This window comes from Sporomusaceae bacterium, from assembly GCA_031460455.1.
GTDB lineage: Bacteria > Bacillota > Negativicutes > Sporomusales > UBA7701 > Anaeroselena.
Window position 1 is genome coordinate 743,160 of the sequence record JAVKTQ010000001.1, and the last position, 16,888, is coordinate 760,047.

Sequence of the window (16,888 nt, forward strand, 5' to 3'; positions counted from 1 at the left end):
TCAGACGGTCGGGATTTTCGCTGCCAGTTGTTTTATATTTACGGGGATGCCGCTAACGACCAGATATACTTCGTCGGCGACAGCGGCGATCTGCTGGTTCGCCAGGCCGGCCAGGTCGCGGTATTCGCGGGCCAGGGCGTTGTCGGGGACGATGCCGGCGCCCACCTCGTTGGTGACGAAGACGACGGTGGCGGCGGCGGCGCGGGCGGCGGCGGCCAGTTTGGCGATCTCGCCCGCGATATGGCTGTGCCGCTCTTCCGGGCTGGCGGGGGCGGCGGGATCGAGCAGGAGGTTGGCGACATAGACGGTGAGGCAGTCGAACAGGACGGCGGCGGTCCCTGCCTTTGCGAGTGCCTCGTGGGCAGCGCGGGGGGCTTCATAGGTATGCCAGGTAGCGGGCCGGCGGGCGCGGTGGAGGGCGACGCGGGCTTCCATCTCGGGGTCGAGCGTTTCGGCGGTGGCGATGTAGGCTACAGGAACGCCGAGGGCGGCGACGTATTTTTCGGCGAAGGACGATTTGCCGCTGCGGGCCCCGCCGGTGACGAGAACAATCTTGCCGCTCATCGTTTTCCCCCTCCCGCGGCCCGGAAGGCGCGGCACTGGGCGGCGAATATGGCCGCCGCGCCGCGGTTGCCGGCAAAGTGCATGTGCAAATATGAAGCCAGGAGGCTGCCGGCGGCGAAACCGCCGAGGTAGACGTTGCCTGTGCGCATTTTTTTGAACTGGAATGCCCAGTCGAAGTCGTCGGCCGGGCAGGTGAGCTCCATGCGGGAGAAGTGGAATTCGTGGCCGCGGAGGACATCGCCTGCGCGGCAGAGGACGTTGTCGCCCATGGCGGTGGCTTCGACGTAGCCGACGGTCTGCAGGCGGCTTTCCATGCGGCAGACGGCGGGCACGAGGCCGACCAGCGGGAAGGAGCGGCCGTCGAAGGCGACGATTTCCTTGGTCAGGTACATGAGACCGCCGCATTCGGCGTAGGTGGGCATGCCCCGGCGGACGGCGCGACGGATGTCTTCGAGCATGGGTTGGTTGGCGGCCAGGTCGCTGAGAAACATTTCGGGGAAGCCGCCGCCGATGACGAGGCCGTCGACGGCAGGCAACGCCTGGTCGTGGAGGGGGCTGAAGGGAACGAGCTCCGCCCCGTGCTCTTCGAGGACGGCGAGGCTCTCCGGGTAGTAGAAGGAGAAGGCTTCGTCGCGGGCGACGCCGATGCGCGCCGTTTTGGCGGCGGCGGCGGCGGGCGCGGGCACGCGAAGGAGCGGCGCGCCGGCGGCGACGCCGAGCAGTCCGTCCACGTCGAGGTCGCGGTCGACGGCCGCCCGCATGAGTTCGACGCGCAGGACGGCCTCCGATTGCTCGGTCACCGGGATGAGGCCGAGGTGGCGTTCGCCGACACCGAGGCTGTCGCTGCGCTGCAGGCAACCGAATACGGGCAGGCCGAGCCGGCCAAGGGCGTCGGCGACGATGGCCCGGTGAGTTTCGGAGCCGAGGCGGTTGACGATGAAGCCGGCGACGGTGAGCTGCCGGTCGTAGGTGGCGAAGCCGAGGGCGGTGGCGGCGACGCTTTCGCCGGCCGAGCGGGCGTCGAGCACGACGACGACCGGGGCGCCGAGCGCCCTGGCGATGGCGGCGGTACTGCTGATGCCGCCCCGTCCGCCGTCGAAGAGGCCCATGACGCCTTCGATGACGGCAATGTCCGCCCCGACTGCGGTTTTGGCGAACAGGGGGACGAGTTCGTCTTCCGGCACCAGCCAGGTGTCGAGGTTGTGGGCGGGTACGCCGCTGGCCAATTTGTGGTAGCCGGGGTCGATGTAGTCGGGACCGATCTTGTACGACTGCACGCGCAGGCCCCGTTGCCTGAGGACGGCGAGCAGGCCGGCGACGATGGTGGTTTTGCCGACGCCGCTGCTGGTGCCGGCGATGACTATGCGGGGGATATTTAGCTGCTTCATCGGCATATCGCCTTTCTCAAACGGATTGTGCGGGTCGTTCAGAAATCCCCAGATGCTAGGCAGCCCGAGGACGCGCCGCGACGCGTACTCGAACGTACGCTAGCAAGCGCCCGGAGGGCTAACAACGCAGATGGGGGTTTATCAACGACCCCCAGGTATTTTAGTATTCGATGCCGCGCCGGGCGTCAATTCCGATTTTCATAGGGTGCTTTACGGCGCGGCAATAAGTGACTTGATCGGCTAGCTCGACGAGAGCCTCGGGCATGTGGCGGCCGGTGAGGACAATGGTTGCGCCCGGCGGCCGCGCGCCCAGGAGGGCGGTGACCTGGCCGAGGCTCAGCAGCCCGCGGCGCACGGCATGGCTGATTTCATCGAGGACGAGGACGGCGGGGCGTTCGTCCCGCAGCACCCGAACGGCGTAGTCGAGGGCCTGGGCGGCGTAGGGGTTGGCCGGGTCCCTGTTGGCCCGGAAGCACTCGCCGCATTTGCTGCAGACGGCTTCGCCGCTTCTGATGCGGGCGGCGCTGGCGCAGCCGTGCCCGAACTGGCGGATGGTGAGGGCCGGCAGGTAGGCCTGGGCGAATAGTTCGCCGCTGTAGCCGCCGCCCTTCTGGAACTGGACGACGACCGCCCGCCGGCCGCAGGCCGCGGCGGCGACCGCCAGCCCTAGGGCCGCGGTGGTTTTGCCTTTGCCGTCGCCGGTGTAGATGAGAAGCGGGGCTGCTGCGGTGCTCATGGCGCTCAGCCCTGCAGGTAGAGGATGGCGTTGACGGCGGCGGCGGCGATGGGGCTGCCGCCCTTGGTGCCGGCCACCGTTATGTAGGGTACGGGGGCGGTGGCGGCCAGCAGTTCTTTCGATTCGGCTGCGCCGACGAAGCCGACGGGCACGCCGATGATCGCCGCCGGCCGGATGTCCGTTTCGGCGATGATTTTGAGCAGTTCGAACAGCGCGGTGGGGGCGTTGCCGATGGCGACGACCGCTCCGTGCAGCCGGGGACCGAAGGCCCGCATCGCGGCCATGGCGCGGGTGGTGCCGGCGCTTTTGGCCGCAGCGGCAATCGCCGGGTCGGCGATCAGGCAGTGGGCGCTGCCGCCGAGCTCGCCCAGACGGCGCCGGTTGATGCCGGTGCGCACCATCTCGACGTCGCAGAAGATGTCGCAGCCGGACTTGAGGGCCCGGCCGGCGGCTTCGGCGGCCAGGGGATGGATGCGGATGTGGTTGGCGTAGTCGACGTCGCCGGCGGCGTGGATGATGCGGGAGTATATTTTCGCGGCGGCGGGCGTAAGGCCGAGGGCGGCTATATGGGGGGCGATGATCGCCATGCTCCGTTCTTCGATCAGGCTGGGGTCGGTGATGAATTCCACTTATTCAGCCTCCCGGATGCGATCCAGCAGGATGTCGGCGATGCGGGGGTCGGGGCCGAGGTGCGCGGCCATGGTGACGGCGACGCCGGGGAAGCGGTTCTTTAGGGCGCTGATTTCTTCGGGGATGTCGTGCTGGATGTGCATGCCGTTGGCGAAGAACATCGGCACAACGACGATACTGTCCGCGCCGCGGGCGACGAGGCTGGCGACGGCGTCCTCGATGGTGGCGAGCTCGGATTTGCGGTTCATGATGGCCGTTTCCACCAGGTCGCTGCCGAGGCGCTGTTTGATGATGTCGCTGATCTGGAATACGACCTGGTTGGCTTCGCCGACGCTGGCGCGGCTGCCGTGGCCGAGTACTACGATTCCCTGTTTCATTGTAAGACCTCCCTGACAAAGTCGCTTACGGCGTCGAAATCGGCGGCGATGCGGCCGTACTCGACGTCCGGCCGGTCAATGACGATAAGGGGCAGGCTTAGCTCGATGGCGGCGCTGATTTTGCTGTCGGTGCCGCCTACGAAGCCGCTGTTTTTGGTGATGACGACCTCGGCGCCGTATTCGCGGAATAGGGCGAGGTTGAGCTGGTGGGAAAATGGGCCCTGCAGGGCGATGATGTCGGCGGGGGGAAAGCCCAGGCGCCGGCATAAGGACAGGATTTCTGGCTCGGGGAGGACGCGGGCGATCAGGCGGCTGCCGGCGAGCAGGGGTTCGTTTTTGAAGACTGCCAGGGTGCGGCTGCCGGTGGCCAGAAAGAGCACCTTCCCAAGGCTGGCGGCCAGCCGGGCTGCCTCGGCGGCATCCGCGGCCCGGTGGAGTTTATCGTAATCCGGCAGAGGGGCCTGCGGGCGCTCGTAACGCAGGTAGGGCAGGTCGAGGGCTGCGCAGGCGGCCTGGGCGTTGTTGGACGCGTTGACGGCGTAGGGATGGCTGGCGTCGATGACCGCCCGGGCGCCTTCCGTTTTGAACAGGGCGACCATGCCTGCGGCGTCCCGGCCGCCGGCGTGGACGGTCAACCCGTCTTTGGCGGCCAGTTTGCGGCCGTATTCGGAGACGACGGCGACGCTGACCGGCCAGCCCTGCCGGGCGAGAGTGGCCGCGAGTTCCCTCCCGTCCCTGGTGCCGGCGAGGATGACGATCATAGCGAGTACCCCCGCGGGGTTATCATCCGCCCGGCGGCGGTGTAGGTGCGACTGTTGCCGATGATGACGAGGGAGAACATGTCGATGTGCTCGCTGGTGAAGTTTTCGAGGTCGGACAGGACGACGCTTTCGTTCTCGCGGCTGGCGTGGTGAACGATGCCAACCGGCGTGGCCGCCGGACGGTGCCGGAGGACGATTTCCCGCACCTGCTCGATCTGGCTTACCCGGCGGGTGCTCTTGGGGTTATAGAGGGCGATTACGAAGTCGCCGGCGGCGGCCATCTCGACCCGTTTGACGATGGTGTCCCAGGGGGTGAGGAGGTCGCTGAGGCTGATAACGGCGAAGTCGTGCATGAGAGGGGCGCCGAGAAGGGCCGCCGCGGCACCGATGGCGCTGATGCCGGGGATGATGTCGACCGCGGGCCGGAGCGCCGGCGGGTACTTGAAGACGAGTTCGAGCACCAGACCGGCCATGCCGTATATGCCGGGGTCGCCGCTGGAGACGACGGCCACCCGCCGTCCGTCCATGGCTTCCTGAACGGCCGCCTGGCAGCGGTCGATCTCCTGGGTCATGCCGGTGCCGATGATTCTTTTGCCTGGCAGAAAATCGGCGATAAGGCGGAGATAAGTGTCGTAACCGACAATGACTTCGGCGGCGGCGAGAGTGTCGGCCGCCCGTTTGCTCATGTCGGCGAGGCTGCCGGGGCCTAGTCCAACGACGGCGATTTGACCTCGGCGATGGCCACCGCTATTTTGTCGTAAATCGTTTTGCCCAGCAGGAGCTTGTCCGTTCCCGCCGCTAAGAGGGCCGCCGCTTCGCATACGTTCCCCACTCCAATCTGTTCTTCTACGAATTCCGATGTTTCTAGCCCGTATTTTTCGATGCTCTGCAGAAGTTGTTCGTTGCTGTATGTCTTGAAGGGCACGGCCATCTGCTCTACCATGGCCAGCAGGCCGATTTCGTCGTCCTTGGCGTCGGTGGTGGCGACGACATCCACGCTTTTGACGCTGCGGCCGATCTTGCGGCAGGCGTCGGTGATGGCGGTGAACAGCGCCGCGCTGGGAACGCCCCGCCGGCAGCCCACGCCGACGGCCATGGTGGCCGGGCGCAGGAATATATGGGGTTTGACCATGTAAAGTTCCTTGTCGGAGATGACGACAGCGGCGTCGTACCTGTCGGTGTGGACGAGGTCGTCGGCAGTGACGAGCATGATGCATTGCTCGGCTGCCTGGTTGACGTAGTGCTCGTAGTTGGGCAGCGAACAGTCGATAAAGTAGACGACCTTCTGGCCGGCGACAATGGCGGCGTTGATGTGCTTGAGTTGGTCGAAGGGTTCGATCTCCAGCCCGATGCGGGCGGCCAGCACGTCGGGGGCGGGCTTCTGCTGTATGTCGGTGGCGGTGGTTATAACCGGGGTCGCGCCCGCCGCTTTGGCGATGATATGGGTCAGTTCGTTGGCGCCGCCGAGGTGCCCGGCGAGCAGGCTGATGGCGTGACGGCCGGCTTCGTCCATGACGACGACGGCCGGGTCGTAGCGCTTGTCGCGGATGTGGGGGGCGATGAGGCGGACGACGATGCCGGTGGCCATGATGAAAACCAGGCCGTTGTATTTGGCATAGATCTCGGCGACGAGCTCGCTGAGGCTGGCGTAGGTCAGGGCGTCCGTCCCCCCTTCCCTGCCTTCCTTGGCGTAGAGGTCGATTTTACAGGTGAGGTTGGCCGCCATCTTGACCGCCAGGCGGGCCCCATTGTCGGTTACGGAAATTACTGCGGTTTTCATTTTGCCTCCCTGAACATGTGCCCGAAACCGGGAGAGTATAGCTTGGATAACGCGTAGTCATCGCCGAGACAATTGCCGACCACGATCATGGCGGTGCGGTCGACGCCAGCCTCTTCTACTGTGCGGGCGATGGTGGCGAGGGTGCCGCGGTAGATTTTCTCGTCAGGCCAGGAGGCCTTCTGGACGACGGCGATGGGGGTGTCGGCGGGGTAGCCGCCGGCGGTGAGCTCGCCGACGACGCTGTCGAGCATATGGACGCTGAGGAAGATGCACATCGTCGCGCGGTGGCTGGCGAGCGCGGCCAGTTTCTCGCGCTCGGGCACCGGGGTGCGGCCTTCGAGGCGGGTGACGATAATTGTCTGGCTTACCTCCGGCAGGGTGTATTCGCAGTGCAGGGCGGCGGCGGCGGCGAGGAAGGAGCTGACGCCGGGGATGACTTCGTACTTTATGCCGCGCTCGTCGAGGGCGTCCATCTGTTCTTTTATCGCCCCGTAGATGCTGGGGTCGCCGGTGTGCAGCCTGACCACTTCCCGGCCTTCGCCGGTTGCCTGGGCGATGGCGGCGATGACCTCGTCAAGGGTCATGGTGGCGCTGTTCATGATGACGGCGTCCGGTTTGGCGAGGCCGAGGAGGGCCGGGTTGACGAGCGAGCCGGCGTAGATGATGGTGTCGGCGGCGGCGAGAAGACGCTGGCCTTTGACGGTGATGAGTTCGGGGTCGCCGGGGCCGGCGCCTACGAAGTGCAGTGTCATCCGAGTCCCCCCTTTTTTATCAGGATGAGCGACAGGTAGTCGCGTTTTTTGCCAATGAGGCTGTCGAGGTCGCGGGTGACGAACTGGTCGGGATAGCCCAGTCTGCTGACAAAGACGGCTTTGTCCTTGAGGCCGAGGTCGCCGAGGACGGCGACGATTTCTTCGTATTTGCCGGCCACCTTCATGAGCACGGCGTTGTCGAAGGCGGCCAGGAGGGGCCGGAGGGCCTCAGGGTCGTCGACGGCCGGGAGGACGGCGAGTTTTTCCGTCCCTTCGGCGAGGGGGATATTTAGGTGGGCGGCGGCGGCGGCGAACGAGGTGACGCCGGGGACGCTTTCGACTTCGACGTCGGGCATGATGGCGCGGACGTGTTTGAGGAGGTAGGTGTAGGTGCTGAACAGCATGGCGTCGCCGATGGTGATGAAGGCGACGTTTTTGCCGGCGGCGAGGCAGGCGGCGATTTTCTCGGCGCCGCGGCGCCATTCGGCTTCCAGGAGCGCCTTGTCGCGGGTCATGGGGGTGGGTACTTCGATTATTTCCGCGGCGGGGCGGATGTAAGCGCCGGCTACCTTGCGGGCGACGCTTTCGTTGTCGGCGGCCGAACGGGGGAGGCAGACGACCTCTGCTGTTTTGAGAAGTTCGGCGGCGCGAATGGTCAGCAGGTCGGGGTCGCCCGGCCCGACGCCGATGCCGTAAAATTTACCGGTCATTTGGTCCTCCCTTGGTGCAGGCTATGATGTATACGGGGTTGTTGGCCTGGAAGAGGTGCTTGCCGCCCGCCTTGTGAAGCCGGGTGACCTGGACGCCGGCGGCCTCGGTACTGTAGCCGGGCCGCGCTTCGAGATCGGCGAGCGCCTGTTGGAGCGTTTCGACGGTGACGGCGGTGAGGATTAGGCGGCCGCCGGGTTTGAGCAGCCGGTCGGCGGCGGCGAGGATGGCGGCGAGGTGGCCGCCGCTGCCGCCCACGAAGATGGCGTCGGCGGCGGGAAGGCCGGCGAGGGCCTCGGGGGCCGCCCCTGTGACGATTTCGATGTTGGCGGCGGCGAATTTGGCGGCGTTGGCGCGGATGAGCGCCACTCCCTCAGCCTCTTTTTCGACGGCGAAAACGCGGCCGCCGGGGGCGAGCAGGGCGGCCTCGACGCTGAGCGAGCCTGTGCCGGCACCGATGTCGATGACGGTGGCGGCGGGGCCGAGCCTGGCCTTGACGAGGGCAAGGATGCGGATTTCCTGCTTGGTCATGGGGATATCGCCGCGGATGAATTCTTGGTCGGGTATGCCGGGAACGGCGGGTGTCATGCCATCACCACCATTACACAGTGTTCGAAGCCGTGGCCGTCGGCCGCGGCGGCGAGGTCGGTCGCCAGGACCTGTTCGCCGGGATACGAGAGGTCGGCGCACAGCCAGACGGACGCGGCCGGAGGCCAGCCGCGGGCGAGGAGTTCGCCGGCGATGGCGCGAGGGGCGTTGGCGGCGTCGGTGAGGAGGGCGAGTTTTTTGCCTGGCGCGTAGTCGAGCGTGCCGTCCGCCGCCGCGCGGCCGTGGAGGCTGGCCAGGACGGCGTCCTGCCAGGGGCAGGCCAGGCGCGCGAAGGCGAGCTGGACGGAGCTGACGCCGGGGATGACTTCAAGCCGTTCGGGGCCGAATTCGCGGCGGAGGGCGACGAGCAGGCTGTGAAAGCCAGGGTCGCCGGAGACGAGGACGGCGATGTCGCTGTCCGCCAGGCGGCGGCCGATGTAGGCGAGGACGGCGGCGATGTCGCTGCCGATGGTGTACGTTTCGCTGCCGGCGGGGGCAAAGGCGGCCAGGGCCCGGCTGCCGCCGACGAGCACCTTTGCGCCGGCGATGGCGCGGGCCGCTATGGGGGGCAGGTAGTCGGGCGAGCCGGGGCCGATGCCGATGACAGTTATTTTATGGTCCATCCGAGGGTGCCTCCGATTTGCGCGGCCTGATCATCGAGGCCGAGGATGTCGCCTTTGAGGGTGACGATGGCGGTGCCGACGGTCAGCCGGCCATGGACGAAGCGGGTGGCGCGGGTGCTGGCTTGTGCGGCCAGACGTCGCCAGACGCCGGTGACGGGGTAGCGGCCGATGACGTCGACCGCGGCTTCGGTGGTTACGCAGGCGAGGATTTCTTCGACCGCCTCGCGGGGGGCGCCTTCGGCGGCGGCGTAGGCGGCGAGCGTCTCGAGCCGGGCGTCGGCCATGCGGCTGTGGGTGTGAAAGATGCCGGCGGCGACTTTGACGATTTTGCCGAGGTGGCCGAACAGCAGGATGTTTTTCATGCCTTGATCGGCGGCGCTTGTCAGCATGTGGCCGATGAAGTTCGAGGTCTGGACGACGCGATCGGCGGGCAGGCGGCAGCTGTTTATGGCAATGTCCTGGCCGATCTTGCCGGGGACGAAAACGGCGGTATCGTAGCCGAGGGCTTTGACGACGCTTATCTGGGGGGTGAGAGAGGTTTTCCACGCTTCCTCGGACATCGGTTCGACGATGCCGGTGGTGCCGATGACGGACAGGCCGCCTGCGATGCCAAGGACGGGGTTGAGGGTGCGGGCGGCAAGTTCGCGGCCGCCGGGGATGGCGATGGTGGCGACGGCGCCCCGGCCGGCGGGCAGTACGTCGCGGAGGGCGGTTTCGATCATCCGGCGCGGGCCGGGGTTGACCGCCGGCTGGCCTACCGGCACGGCCAGGCCGGGTTTGGTGATTGTGCCGACGCCTTCGCCGGCGCGGATGGCGATGGCCTCGCCGGCGGTGATGGCGACATCCACGGTGACGGTAACGCCGTCGGTGACATCGGGGTCGTCGCCGGCATCCTTGACGACGGCGGCCCGGCCGCCGCCTGCGATGGCGCTGCTGCCGGCGACATCGACGCGGATGGTTTTGCCCTGCGGCGTAGTGACCTCGACCGCGGCAGCCGGACGGCCGAGAGCGGCAAGGACGGCCGCCTTGGCGGCGGCGGCGGCGCAGGTGCCGGTGGTTATGCCCCGGCGGAGGGGCTGGGTGGACATGAAAATACCCCCTGCAAACAGGGGGTATAAATAATAACAATAATTATAATTGTTATACCTATTTACCCACCTGCCTATCTTCCGTAGGTCGTAACGGCGCGTGTTAGAACAGGCAGGTCTCCTGGCTTTGGTTCATCGCTTCACCACGCCTTCCCGGTCGCCCAGTGGCATATTGTGGCTGGCTCACCAATACAGTGGCGGGACCGCGCCGGATTTGACCGGCTTCCCTTTTAAGCAAAGCACCTGTTCCCTATCGTATGAAATTACTGACAGTGTGGTTGATATTATGTGCTTATATTCGGCCAGTATTACGATATTCCTTCTATTAAAAGCAAAAAAGAGAAATATTTGCCTGCCGGCGACCAAATCGGCTGCTTGCAAACCAATTTGTACCGTCTGACCGCCGGAAAACGATGTAAGGTTTTTTCTTACACGGCTGTAGGAAAAATCTTGCGCCGCCTGTAAGAAAATTTAGTATTTTTCCTACTTTACTGGAGGATTTCCGCTGGTGCTACCCGAATATATGGAGATACTGGTCAGTCCACCATACCATGCAGGGGAGTGATATGATGAAAAAGGTGTGCGAGAACTGGGAGCAGGCTCTCCCGGTCGGCAATTACGGTCCGCACCTCTTCGGGGAGTTCGAGACCCGCGCCAAGAACGTCTCCGCCGAAGTCTTCCGCGTAGCGACCGTCGCCGAAGCACAGGCCGTGCTTGTCGAACTTGCCAAGAACCTCGGGGCCAAGAAAGCGGTGGCCGTCGACTGCCCGCTCGCCGCGAGCGCCGGTGCGTATGAAGCTCTGAAGGCCGCCGGCCTTGAAGTCTACACCGAGGCGGGCGATATCGCCGCCCACGCCGATACCGCCGATCTCGGCGTGTCGGGGGTGGAGTTCGGCGTCGCCGAGACAGGCAGCGTTCTCCAGGATGCCCTCGCGATCGAAAGCCGCCTGGTGTCCACCCTTCCCCCCGTTCACGTCGTGTTCATGAACAGCGGCAAAATCGTCCCGGCGATGGCGGACGCGATCGGCGTCGTCGCCAAGGTATTCGACCGCGGCTATCTTTCTTTCATTACCGGTCCCAGCCGCACGGCCGACATCGAACGGGTCCTTACCATCGGCGTCCACGGCCCCAGCAGGTTCATAATAATCGCTGTCGATGAGACCGCCGGCGGAGGTGTCGCGTAATGGCAGGCAAAGAACGCAACATCAAGAAGGAGATAAGCCAGAAGCTGAAGGACGATGTGCTGCGCGGCGCTTTAGGCCGCTTCGGCGAAGCCTACCCCGTGTCGCGGGCCAAAGCGTACGAGAATGTCGGCGATGTCGAGGCGCTGCGCGATGAGCTTAAAGCGATGAAGGTCGCCGCTGTGGCCGATATCGAGGCGATCGCCGACAAGTTCGAAGCCGAAGCCAGCAAGCGGGGCGCCAAGGTGTTCCGCGCCGCGGACGGCCCGGCGCTGAAGAAGTACCTGCTCGACCTGTGCCAGGAAAAAGGCGTGAAAAGGGTCGTCAAGTCGAAGTCGATGGCGTCGGAGGAGATCCACCTCAACCACGACCTAGAGGCTGCCGGCGTTCACGTGAAGGAGACCGACCTCGGCGAGTGGATTATCGCTCTGGCCGGCCATACGCCGTCGCACATGGTTATGCCCGCCATCCACCTCAACCGCCAGCAGGTGGCCGAGTATTTCTCCAAGGAACTGAACGAGGATATTCCCCCCGATATCCCCTTTATGGTGCAGACGGCCCGCAAGACGCTGCGCGAGGAATTCCTGCAGGCTGATATGGGCATCTCGGGCGCGAACTTCGGCATCGCCGAAAACGGCGCTATCGGCCTGGTGACCAACGAAGGCAACGCGAGGCTGGTCACAACCCTGCCCCGCGTCCATGTGGTGATAATCGGTTACGAGAAGCTCATTCCGACGATCAAGGATACCATCCCCATTCTCCGCTCCCTGCCCCGCAGCGCCACCGCTCAGCTCGCGACCAGCTATGTGAGCATGATCTGCGGACCGGCGCCGGCGATGGTCAAGCAGGACGGCAAGTGGGTGGAGCAGGATAAGGAACTGCACATAATATTGTTCGACAACGGCCGGCTGAAGGCCGCCAAGGACGATAAGTTCAAGGAGATCTACCAGTGTGTCCGCTGCGCCTCGTGCCTGAACGTCTGCCCGGTCTACCAACTGGTGGGCGGCCACGTTTACGGCCACATCTACGCCGGCGGCATCGGCGCCATCCTGACGGCGTTTTTCAACAGCATGGGCGATTTCGAGAAGATCAACGAGCTGTGCATCGGCTGCCGCAAGTGCACGACGGTCTGTCCGGGCAGGATCAACATCCCCGGCCTGATCGAGGAGCTGCGGGCCAGAGGGGTCAAGGACCACGGTCTGCCGTTCTCGCTGAAGCTGCTGTTCGAAAATGTCATTTCCAACCGCCGCCTGTTCCACAGCCTGCTGCGGACGGCCGCGATCGGCCAGAAGCCGGTGCAGTCCGGCCGCTTCATCCGTCACCTGCCGCTCTTCATGGCCGGCATGACGGAGGGCCGCAGCCTGCCGGCGATCGCCGACACGCCGCTCAGGGACCGGATCCGCAAGATTACGAAGCAGCTGGACGCCCCGGCCAAGAAGGTGGCGTTCTTCAGCGGCTGCAATATGGACTTCGTTTTCCCCGAGACGGGCGAATCGGTCTATAAGGTGCTGCAGGATCTGAATATCGCCGTGGTGTTCCCCGAGGATCAGAGCTGCTGCGGCAAGCCGGTGGTCGGTTTCGGCGACGTGGAGACGACCAAGAAGATCGCCAAGCGAAACATCGAGGCGTTCGAGAAGGCGGGCGTCGATTATGTGATTGCCGCCTGCCCGAGCTGCACCGAGACGCTGCACGTTACCTACCCGGAAATCCTTGCCGACGATCCCGCGTGGGCGGAGCGGGCCAAGGCGTTCGCCGCCAAGGTGAAGGAGTTCTCGCAGTTCGTGTGCGCCGAGTACGAGAAGGCCGGCCGCCTGGAGAAGAAGCCGGGGGCTACGAAGGTCACCTTCCACGATTCCTGCCACATGAAGCGGGTGCTCAATATCCACGAGGAACCGCGCAAGCTGCTGGAGAGCACCGGTTCGTGCGAGGTGGTGGAGATGAAGGACTGCGACAAGTGCTGCGGCATGGCGGGCGCTTTCGGCATCAAGTATTCGGAGCTGTCGGCCCCCATCCTCAAGCAGAAGATCGACAATATCAAGGACAGCGGCGCCCAGGTGGTGGCGGTCGGCTGCCCGGCCTGCATGATGCAGATCGGCGGCGGCCTCGACAAGCAGGCGCCGAATATCAAGGTAAGGCATGTGGCCGACATCCTCGCCGACGAGATCAAGGACGAGGAAGCGCCGGCAAAAAAGAAGGATGAGTTCCACTTCCACTAGTGGCAATGAAGAGAGCCTCCCGAACTTGGGAGGCTCTCTTTTCATTACAAAAAAGCGTCTTTTTAAAAGCGACGCTTTGCCAAACTGCCTACGCTCCCGGTCCCAATCGGGGTCCCGCGGCATAGCCTATATTATCCCATCGCCAGGGAGGTGGCAGGAATGAACGGATCGCTGCCAGGCCTGGGCGTATCGCCCTTCGGCCTGCTGATACTGTGGTTGGTACTTTTTATCGTCCTGGCGGACATCAGCTGTCCCCTCTTCCACACCTGCTATGCGTGTACGACCTGCCACGGGCACAAGGGGTGCAACCGCTGAAACACCCAGAAAGCCGCGAATGAATTCGCGGCTTTCTGGGTGTAGGTCAAAACGTTCTCATGCCAGGCTGCTTCTTGTCGCTCAGCGTCCGGTCATAATCCTCGAGCTGGGCGTCGAGGGCGGCCGAGGCGGTGACGATCTCGCCGTCGGCGTATTGTTTTTCCATCATGAGGGTCTGCAGCGTCTGCCGCAGGGCGGCGACCTGTTGCCGCACTTGCTGGAGACCGGGCATCTGCGCTGCGGCGGTAGTCTGTCCCGCTGTCGCTTGGGTGGTATCGGCGTTGTCCACTGTCTTCCCTCCTGCTTTTACTGGTACCGTTAGCATGCCAGGAAGACGGGCCGATAATGCGTCCGGCGGGATTTAGGAGCAGTCGTTATTTTTCGGCCGGGAACAGCCTGAACAGATTTTTCTTCACACCGCAGACCGGGCAGAAATCGGGCGGCTCACCCTCGCCGGTGTGGCCGCAGACCGGGCAGATGTAGACGTCTCCCAGGGCCATGTCCTTGTTCTCCTTAGCCGCGTCCTGGGCGGTCTTGAACATCTTGGCGTGAATCTTTTCCGCCTCTAGGGCGAAGCGGAAAGCACGCTCCGCGCCTTTTTCCTGCTGGAACTGGGCAGTATGCAGGTAGACGGGGTACATCTGCTCGATTTCGTGCAGTTCGCCGTCGATGGCCCCCTGGAGGTTTTCCGCCACCGTGCCGAGGCCGAATACGGCGCCGGCCGTCACCGCCGCTCCGCCGGCCTGGTCGCACAGCTCGCGGAAGTGGTTGGTGGCGTGGGCCTGCTCGGCGAAGGCTACGGCGGCGAACAGGCGGGCGATGTTGGGCATCCCCTGTTTGGCGGCATGCTCGCCCCATATCAGGTACCGCATGCTGGCCATAGATTCTCCGCCGTAGGCGGAGCGGAGGGAGTCGGCGGTCATATCATTTTTTACAGGCATAATATCACTCCTTTGGCAAATTAACGCAGTATGGTGATATTATTTCTATTTTCGCCGCTTTTCATATAACCCTGCCGAATTTTCCTCCCGTAGCAACCGATTCAATTACCCTCCCGGGGGCGCATGGGCATTTTCTCGAACGCGGCGTCGAAGATGCGGCCCATGACTGATTCGGGGCCGGTGGCGTCGTAGTTGCCGCTCCAGGCGAAGGAGACACGGCTGCGAGAGTCGGTAAACTGCCAGACGTACCGCCAGGTCCGCGCGTCGAGCAAGGCGAAGCGGGCCTCGGCGCTGTCGAAGATCTTGTGACGGGCCGGGTGATAGACGTCGACGGTGCGGGGCACTTCCATCCAGCCGGAGACTTTTTTGCCGTCGGAGGACCGTTCGTGATACCTTACTTTATCGATGACCGTTTCGGTGGTATAGTAGGCCTCCTGCCATTCGTAGAACCAGCCGAAGTCGCGGATATCGCAGTACAGCACGAGGTCGGCGTACTTGGGCATCTCCCGCCGCACCAGGGCGGAGAGTGCCTTGGGGTCGTCCGGCAGCTCGGCGGCGAGAGCAGGGTCAGCCTTGACGCGGGCGGTGACGTAGGTGAGGGTGACGAATTGCAGGTGCGGCAAGTTGCGTTTGCGGTCGCCCAGCATGGCGGTGATTTTTTCGGCCGACGCGGGGTAAACGACGAATTTGTTTCTGCCGCCGACGTCGAAGCCGCCGTAGGCGAAGGTGGGTTCCATGATCAGCACGGTTTTGACTGTGGAGAAATCGTAGTTCGGGCTTACGGATTCGCTCTGCCCGGCCGCTGCCGGGGCCGCCAGCGAGAATAGCACGACAAGCACGGCGATCGTCTTCCGCATGGTGTCTCCCCTCCTATTCGAATTGCCCGCCCGCGCGGGGACATCCGGACGTTACCGGGGCATATATGACTGACCGGTCGGTCATGGCCAGGCGGAACGACGTCTTGTCTGCTGCTTTTCTTTAGGATAGCAGCAAAATATGACATATGTGTGACAATTATCCATAAGGGAAAAAAGAAGGCGAGCCGGTTGTTTACGCAGCTCGCCATGACTTTAGCTGTTACAGAATTTCGTTGGAGGTGATCTGAACGATATATTCTCCCTTGGTGTTGCGCTTGATTACGGCTTTCCGGCCGGCGCCGTCGTCGACGGTGACCGCCTGGAGGTTGTGGCCGAGCAGGAAATTGAGGACGTCCTGCTTTACGAACGCCTCCCAGCTCAGCTTCTTGGCGCTGGCTTCGTTCTCCATGATGTCTGCTGCCATTATGCTTCATCCCCTTTCTTTATAAGTGCCTTTTGGGCCTACTACATATTCGCCCTTTGCCAGGAAAACCCTTGCGAGGGAAAAAAATAAAATAGGCCATCGTTCGAGTTGTTGATTTGTGAGGGGGCGCAGACGAACGGCGACTTTGCAGAAGATGCTACGCGCCGTTGTCGAAGCGGCCTTAGCGCAGCAGCACGCCCGGCCATGGACGGCCGGGCGAGGAGCCATCTGTCATGGATGACAGTTGGCGACGGTGCTAGCTGCGCAAGGCCCAAGACTTACGGCGCGTGCATCTGTAGCTACGGAGCCGGAGTCTGCGCCCTCTCACAAATTCACCGGCCACGATGGGGCGGCCTCCAAAGGCAGCAGGCAAAGAAAAGTGCTTCCCGTGGTGGGAAGCACTTTTCGGCCATATCAATTCTCTTTTTATTTCTTTTCGCCGAGGCTGAAGCCGATCTCCAGGGCCTTTGTATTGACCTCTTCGGTGCCTTTGGGCACGCGGGCGAGGACGGCTTCGACGACGGCTTTGCGGCTGACGATGCCGGTGCTGCCGACGAGGACGCCGAGGGCGACGATGTTGGCGAACATGTCTTTTTGGAGTTGTTCGCGGGCGGCCCTGGTGATGTCGACGGCGAGGATGTCGGCGTCGATTGCCGGGATGTCGTCGACGTTGGTGGCGTCGACGATCATTTTGCCGCCTTTTTTAAGGACGCCGGCGTATTTGGTGCAGGCTTCCTGGCTCATGGCGAGGAGGATGTCGGCGGTGACGATTTTGGGGTAGTCGATGGCCTCGTCGGAGATTATGACTTCGGCTTTGCTGGCCCCGCCGCGGGCTTCCGGCCCGTAGGACTGGGTCTGGATGGCCTGCTTGCCTTCGAGGATGGCCGCTTCGGCGAGGATGATGCCGGCGAGGATGATGCCTTGCCCGCCTGTTCCGGTGAGGCTGATGTAGGTTATCA

The 16,888-nt window shown here is 63.9% G+C and carries 21 protein-coding genes and 1 riboswitch; of the genes, 3 read left to right on the forward strand and 18 right to left on the reverse strand.

All coding sequences use genetic code 11. From position 1 onward, the window contains the following. The 13 genes from cobU to cbiD form a co-directional block, all read right to left on the reverse strand. Nucleotides 1-564: a bifunctional adenosylcobinamide kinase/adenosylcobinamide-phosphate guanylyltransferase gene (cobU, locus tag RIN56_03900; GenBank protein ID MDR7865935.1), complete on the reverse strand. Its 564-nt coding sequence runs from the start codon at nt 562-564 to the stop codon at nt 1-3. Continuing rightward, nucleotides 561-1,952 (reverse strand): cobyrinate a,c-diamide synthase, encoded by a 1,392-nt coding sequence (locus RIN56_03905; protein MDR7865936.1) that lies wholly within the window; start codon nt 1,950-1,952, stop codon nt 561-563. Before RIN56_03905 ends, cobU begins: the two co-directional genes overlap by 4 nt. Nucleotides 1,953-2,112: 160 nt before the next feature. Then, nucleotides 2,113-2,688 (reverse strand): cob(I)yrinic acid a,c-diamide adenosyltransferase, encoded by a 576-nt coding sequence (locus tag RIN56_03910; GenBank protein ID MDR7865937.1) that lies wholly within the window; start codon nt 2,686-2,688, stop codon nt 2,113-2,115. 5 nt (nt 2,689-2,693) lie between these two features. Then, the gene (locus RIN56_03915) at nt 2,694-3,317 is read right to left on the reverse strand and encodes a precorrin-8X methylmutase (GenBank protein ID MDR7865938.1); all 624 of its coding nucleotides are present in this window, start codon (nt 3,315-3,317) and stop codon (nt 2,694-2,696) included. Continuing rightward, a complete protein-coding gene (locus RIN56_03920; GenBank protein ID MDR7865939.1) occupies nt 3,318-3,695 on the reverse strand; it encodes a CbiX/SirB N-terminal domain-containing protein in 378 nt (125 codons plus the stop codon). Then, on the reverse strand, nt 3,692-4,456 hold the full coding sequence (gene cobK, locus RIN56_03925; GenBank protein MDR7865940.1) for a precorrin-6A reductase: 765 nt from the start codon (nt 4,454-4,456) through the stop codon (nt 3,692-3,694). The genes RIN56_03920 and cobK overlap by 4 nt, the downstream gene beginning before the upstream one ends. Further along, complete coding sequence (gene cobJ, locus RIN56_03930; protein ID MDR7865941.1) at nt 4,453-5,142, reverse strand: precorrin-3B C(17)-methyltransferase; 690 nt, start codon at nt 5,140-5,142, stop codon at nt 4,453-4,455. Before cobJ ends, cobK begins: the two co-directional genes overlap by 4 nt. Before the next feature lie 20 nt (nt 5,143-5,162). Next, the gene (locus RIN56_03935; GenBank protein MDR7865942.1) at nt 5,163-6,236 is read right to left on the reverse strand and encodes a cobalt-precorrin 5A hydrolase; all 1,074 of its coding nucleotides are present in this window, start codon (nt 6,234-6,236) and stop codon (nt 5,163-5,165) included. Further along, the gene (gene cobM / locus RIN56_03940; protein MDR7865943.1) at nt 6,233-6,988 is read right to left on the reverse strand and encodes a precorrin-4 C(11)-methyltransferase; all 756 of its coding nucleotides are present in this window, start codon (nt 6,986-6,988) and stop codon (nt 6,233-6,235) included. The genes RIN56_03935 and cobM overlap by 4 nt, the downstream gene beginning before the upstream one ends. After that, nucleotides 6,985-7,698: a precorrin-2 C(20)-methyltransferase gene (gene cobI, locus RIN56_03945; protein ID MDR7865944.1), complete on the reverse strand. Its 714-nt coding sequence runs from the start codon at nt 7,696-7,698 to the stop codon at nt 6,985-6,987. The genes cobM and cobI overlap by 4 nt, the downstream gene beginning before the upstream one ends. After that, on the reverse strand, nt 7,688-8,284 hold the full coding sequence (cbiT, locus tag RIN56_03950; protein MDR7865945.1) for a precorrin-6Y C5,15-methyltransferase (decarboxylating) subunit CbiT: 597 nt from the start codon (nt 8,282-8,284) through the stop codon (nt 7,688-7,690). The genes cobI and cbiT overlap by 11 nt, the downstream gene beginning before the upstream one ends. Further along, nucleotides 8,281-8,907: a precorrin-6y C5,15-methyltransferase (decarboxylating) subunit CbiE gene (cbiE, locus tag RIN56_03955; protein MDR7865946.1), complete on the reverse strand. Its 627-nt coding sequence runs from the start codon at nt 8,905-8,907 to the stop codon at nt 8,281-8,283. Before cbiE ends, cbiT begins: the two co-directional genes overlap by 4 nt. Then, nucleotides 8,892-9,995, reverse strand: a complete 1,104-nt coding sequence (gene cbiD / locus RIN56_03960) for a cobalt-precorrin-5B (C(1))-methyltransferase CbiD (GenBank protein MDR7865947.1) — start codon at nt 9,993-9,995, stop codon at nt 8,892-8,894. Before cbiD ends, cbiE begins: the two co-directional genes overlap by 16 nt. Nucleotides 9,996-10,088: 93 nt before the next feature. Further along, a riboswitch (cobalamin riboswitch) is annotated at nt 10,089-10,257 on the reverse strand. A gap of 304 nt (nt 10,258-10,561) precedes the next feature. Between cbiD and RIN56_03965 the strand changes: the two genes are divergently transcribed. From RIN56_03965 to RIN56_03975, 3 genes are all read left to right on the forward strand, one after another. Then, on the forward strand, nt 10,562-11,179 hold the full coding sequence (locus tag RIN56_03965) for a lactate utilization protein (protein MDR7865948.1): 618 nt from the start codon (nt 10,562-10,564) through the stop codon (nt 11,177-11,179). Continuing rightward, complete coding sequence (locus RIN56_03970) at nt 11,179-13,392, forward strand: LUD domain-containing protein (protein ID MDR7865949.1); 2,214 nt, start codon at nt 11,179-11,181, stop codon at nt 13,390-13,392. Before RIN56_03965 ends, RIN56_03970 begins: the two co-directional genes overlap by 1 nt. Nucleotides 13,393-13,551: 159 nt before the next feature. Beyond that, on the forward strand, nt 13,552-13,707 hold the full coding sequence (locus RIN56_03975; protein MDR7865950.1) for a hypothetical protein: 156 nt from the start codon (nt 13,552-13,554) through the stop codon (nt 13,705-13,707). A 46-nt stretch (nt 13,708-13,753) separates the two neighbouring features. On the opposite strand, the gene RIN56_03980 is transcribed toward RIN56_03975, so the two are convergent. From RIN56_03980 to RIN56_04000, 5 genes are all read right to left on the reverse strand, one after another. Next, nucleotides 13,754-13,996, reverse strand: coding sequence for a hypothetical protein (locus tag RIN56_03980; GenBank protein MDR7865951.1), 243 nt, complete (start codon nt 13,994-13,996; stop codon nt 13,754-13,756). Nucleotides 13,997-14,081: 85 nt separating this feature from the next. Continuing rightward, nucleotides 14,082-14,648 carry a rubrerythrin family protein gene (locus RIN56_03985; protein MDR7865952.1) on the reverse strand — a complete coding sequence of 189 codons (567 nt, stop codon included), beginning with the start codon at nt 14,646-14,648 and terminating at the stop codon, nt 14,082-14,084. A gap of 101 nt (nt 14,649-14,749) precedes the next feature. Continuing rightward, nucleotides 14,750-15,505: a hypothetical protein gene (locus tag RIN56_03990; protein ID MDR7865953.1), complete on the reverse strand. Its 756-nt coding sequence runs from the start codon at nt 15,503-15,505 to the stop codon at nt 14,750-14,752. A gap of 220 nt (nt 15,506-15,725) precedes the next feature. After that, nucleotides 15,726-15,929 carry a hypothetical protein gene (locus RIN56_03995; protein ID MDR7865954.1) on the reverse strand — a complete coding sequence of 68 codons (204 nt, stop codon included), beginning with the start codon at nt 15,927-15,929 and terminating at the stop codon, nt 15,726-15,728. A 426-nt stretch (nt 15,930-16,355) separates the two neighbouring features. Then, nucleotides 16,356-16,886, reverse strand: coding sequence for a 2-oxoacid:acceptor oxidoreductase family protein (locus RIN56_04000; protein MDR7865955.1), 531 nt, complete (start codon nt 16,884-16,886; stop codon nt 16,356-16,358). Between the last annotated feature and the right edge of the window lie 2 nt (nt 16,887-16,888).

Coding starts and splice junctions, on each gene's coding strand:
- cobU (MDR7865935.1), bottom strand. CDS start 564: ATGAGCGGCAAGATTGTTCTCGTCACCGGCGGGGCCCGCAGCGGCAAA.
- RIN56_03905 (MDR7865936.1), bottom strand. CDS start 1,952: ATGAAGCAGCTAAATATCCCCCGCATAGTCATCGCCGGCACCAGCAGC.
- RIN56_03910 (MDR7865937.1), bottom strand. CDS start 2,688: ATGAGCACCGCAGCAGCCCCGCTTCTCATCTACACCGGCGACGGCAAA.
- RIN56_03920 (MDR7865939.1), bottom strand. CDS start 3,695: ATGAAACAGGGAATCGTAGTACTCGGCCACGGCAGCCGCGCCAGCGTC.
- cobK (MDR7865940.1), bottom strand. CDS start 4,456: ATGATCGTCATCCTCGCCGGCACCAGGGACGGGAGGGAACTCGCGGCC.
- cobJ (MDR7865941.1), bottom strand. CDS start 5,142: ATGAGCAAACGGGCGGCCGACACTCTCGCCGCCGCCGAAGTCATTGTC.
- RIN56_03935 (MDR7865942.1), bottom strand. CDS start 6,236: ATGAAAACCGCAGTAATTTCCGTAACCGACAATGGGGCCCGCCTGGCG.
- cobM (MDR7865943.1), bottom strand. CDS start 6,988: ATGACACTGCACTTCGTAGGCGCCGGCCCCGGCGACCCCGAACTCATC.
- cobI (MDR7865944.1), bottom strand. CDS start 7,698: ATGACCGGTAAATTTTACGGCATCGGCGTCGGGCCGGGCGACCCCGAC.
- cbiT (MDR7865945.1), bottom strand. CDS start 8,284: ATGACACCCGCCGTTCCCGGCATACCCGACCAAGAATTCATCCGCGGC.
- cbiE (MDR7865946.1), bottom strand. CDS start 8,907: ATGGACCATAAAATAACTGTCATCGGCATCGGCCCCGGCTCGCCCGAC.
- cbiD (MDR7865947.1), bottom strand. CDS start 9,995: ATGTCCACCCAGCCCCTCCGCCGGGGCATAACCACCGGCACCTGCGCC.
- RIN56_03965 (MDR7865948.1), top strand. CDS start 10,562: ATGATGAAAAAGGTGTGCGAGAACTGGGAGCAGGCTCTCCCGGTCGGC.
- RIN56_03970 (MDR7865949.1), top strand. CDS start 11,179: ATGGCAGGCAAAGAACGCAACATCAAGAAGGAGATAAGCCAGAAGCTG.
- RIN56_03975 (MDR7865950.1), top strand. CDS start 13,552: ATGAACGGATCGCTGCCAGGCCTGGGCGTATCGCCCTTCGGCCTGCTG.
- RIN56_03985 (MDR7865952.1), bottom strand. CDS start 14,648: ATGCCTGTAAAAAATGATATGACCGCCGACTCCCTCCGCTCCGCCTAC.
- RIN56_03990 (MDR7865953.1), bottom strand. CDS start 15,505: ATGCGGAAGACGATCGCCGTGCTTGTCGTGCTATTCTCGCTGGCGGCC.
- RIN56_03995 (MDR7865954.1), bottom strand. CDS start 15,929: ATGGCAGCAGACATCATGGAGAACGAAGCCAGCGCCAAGAAGCTGAGC.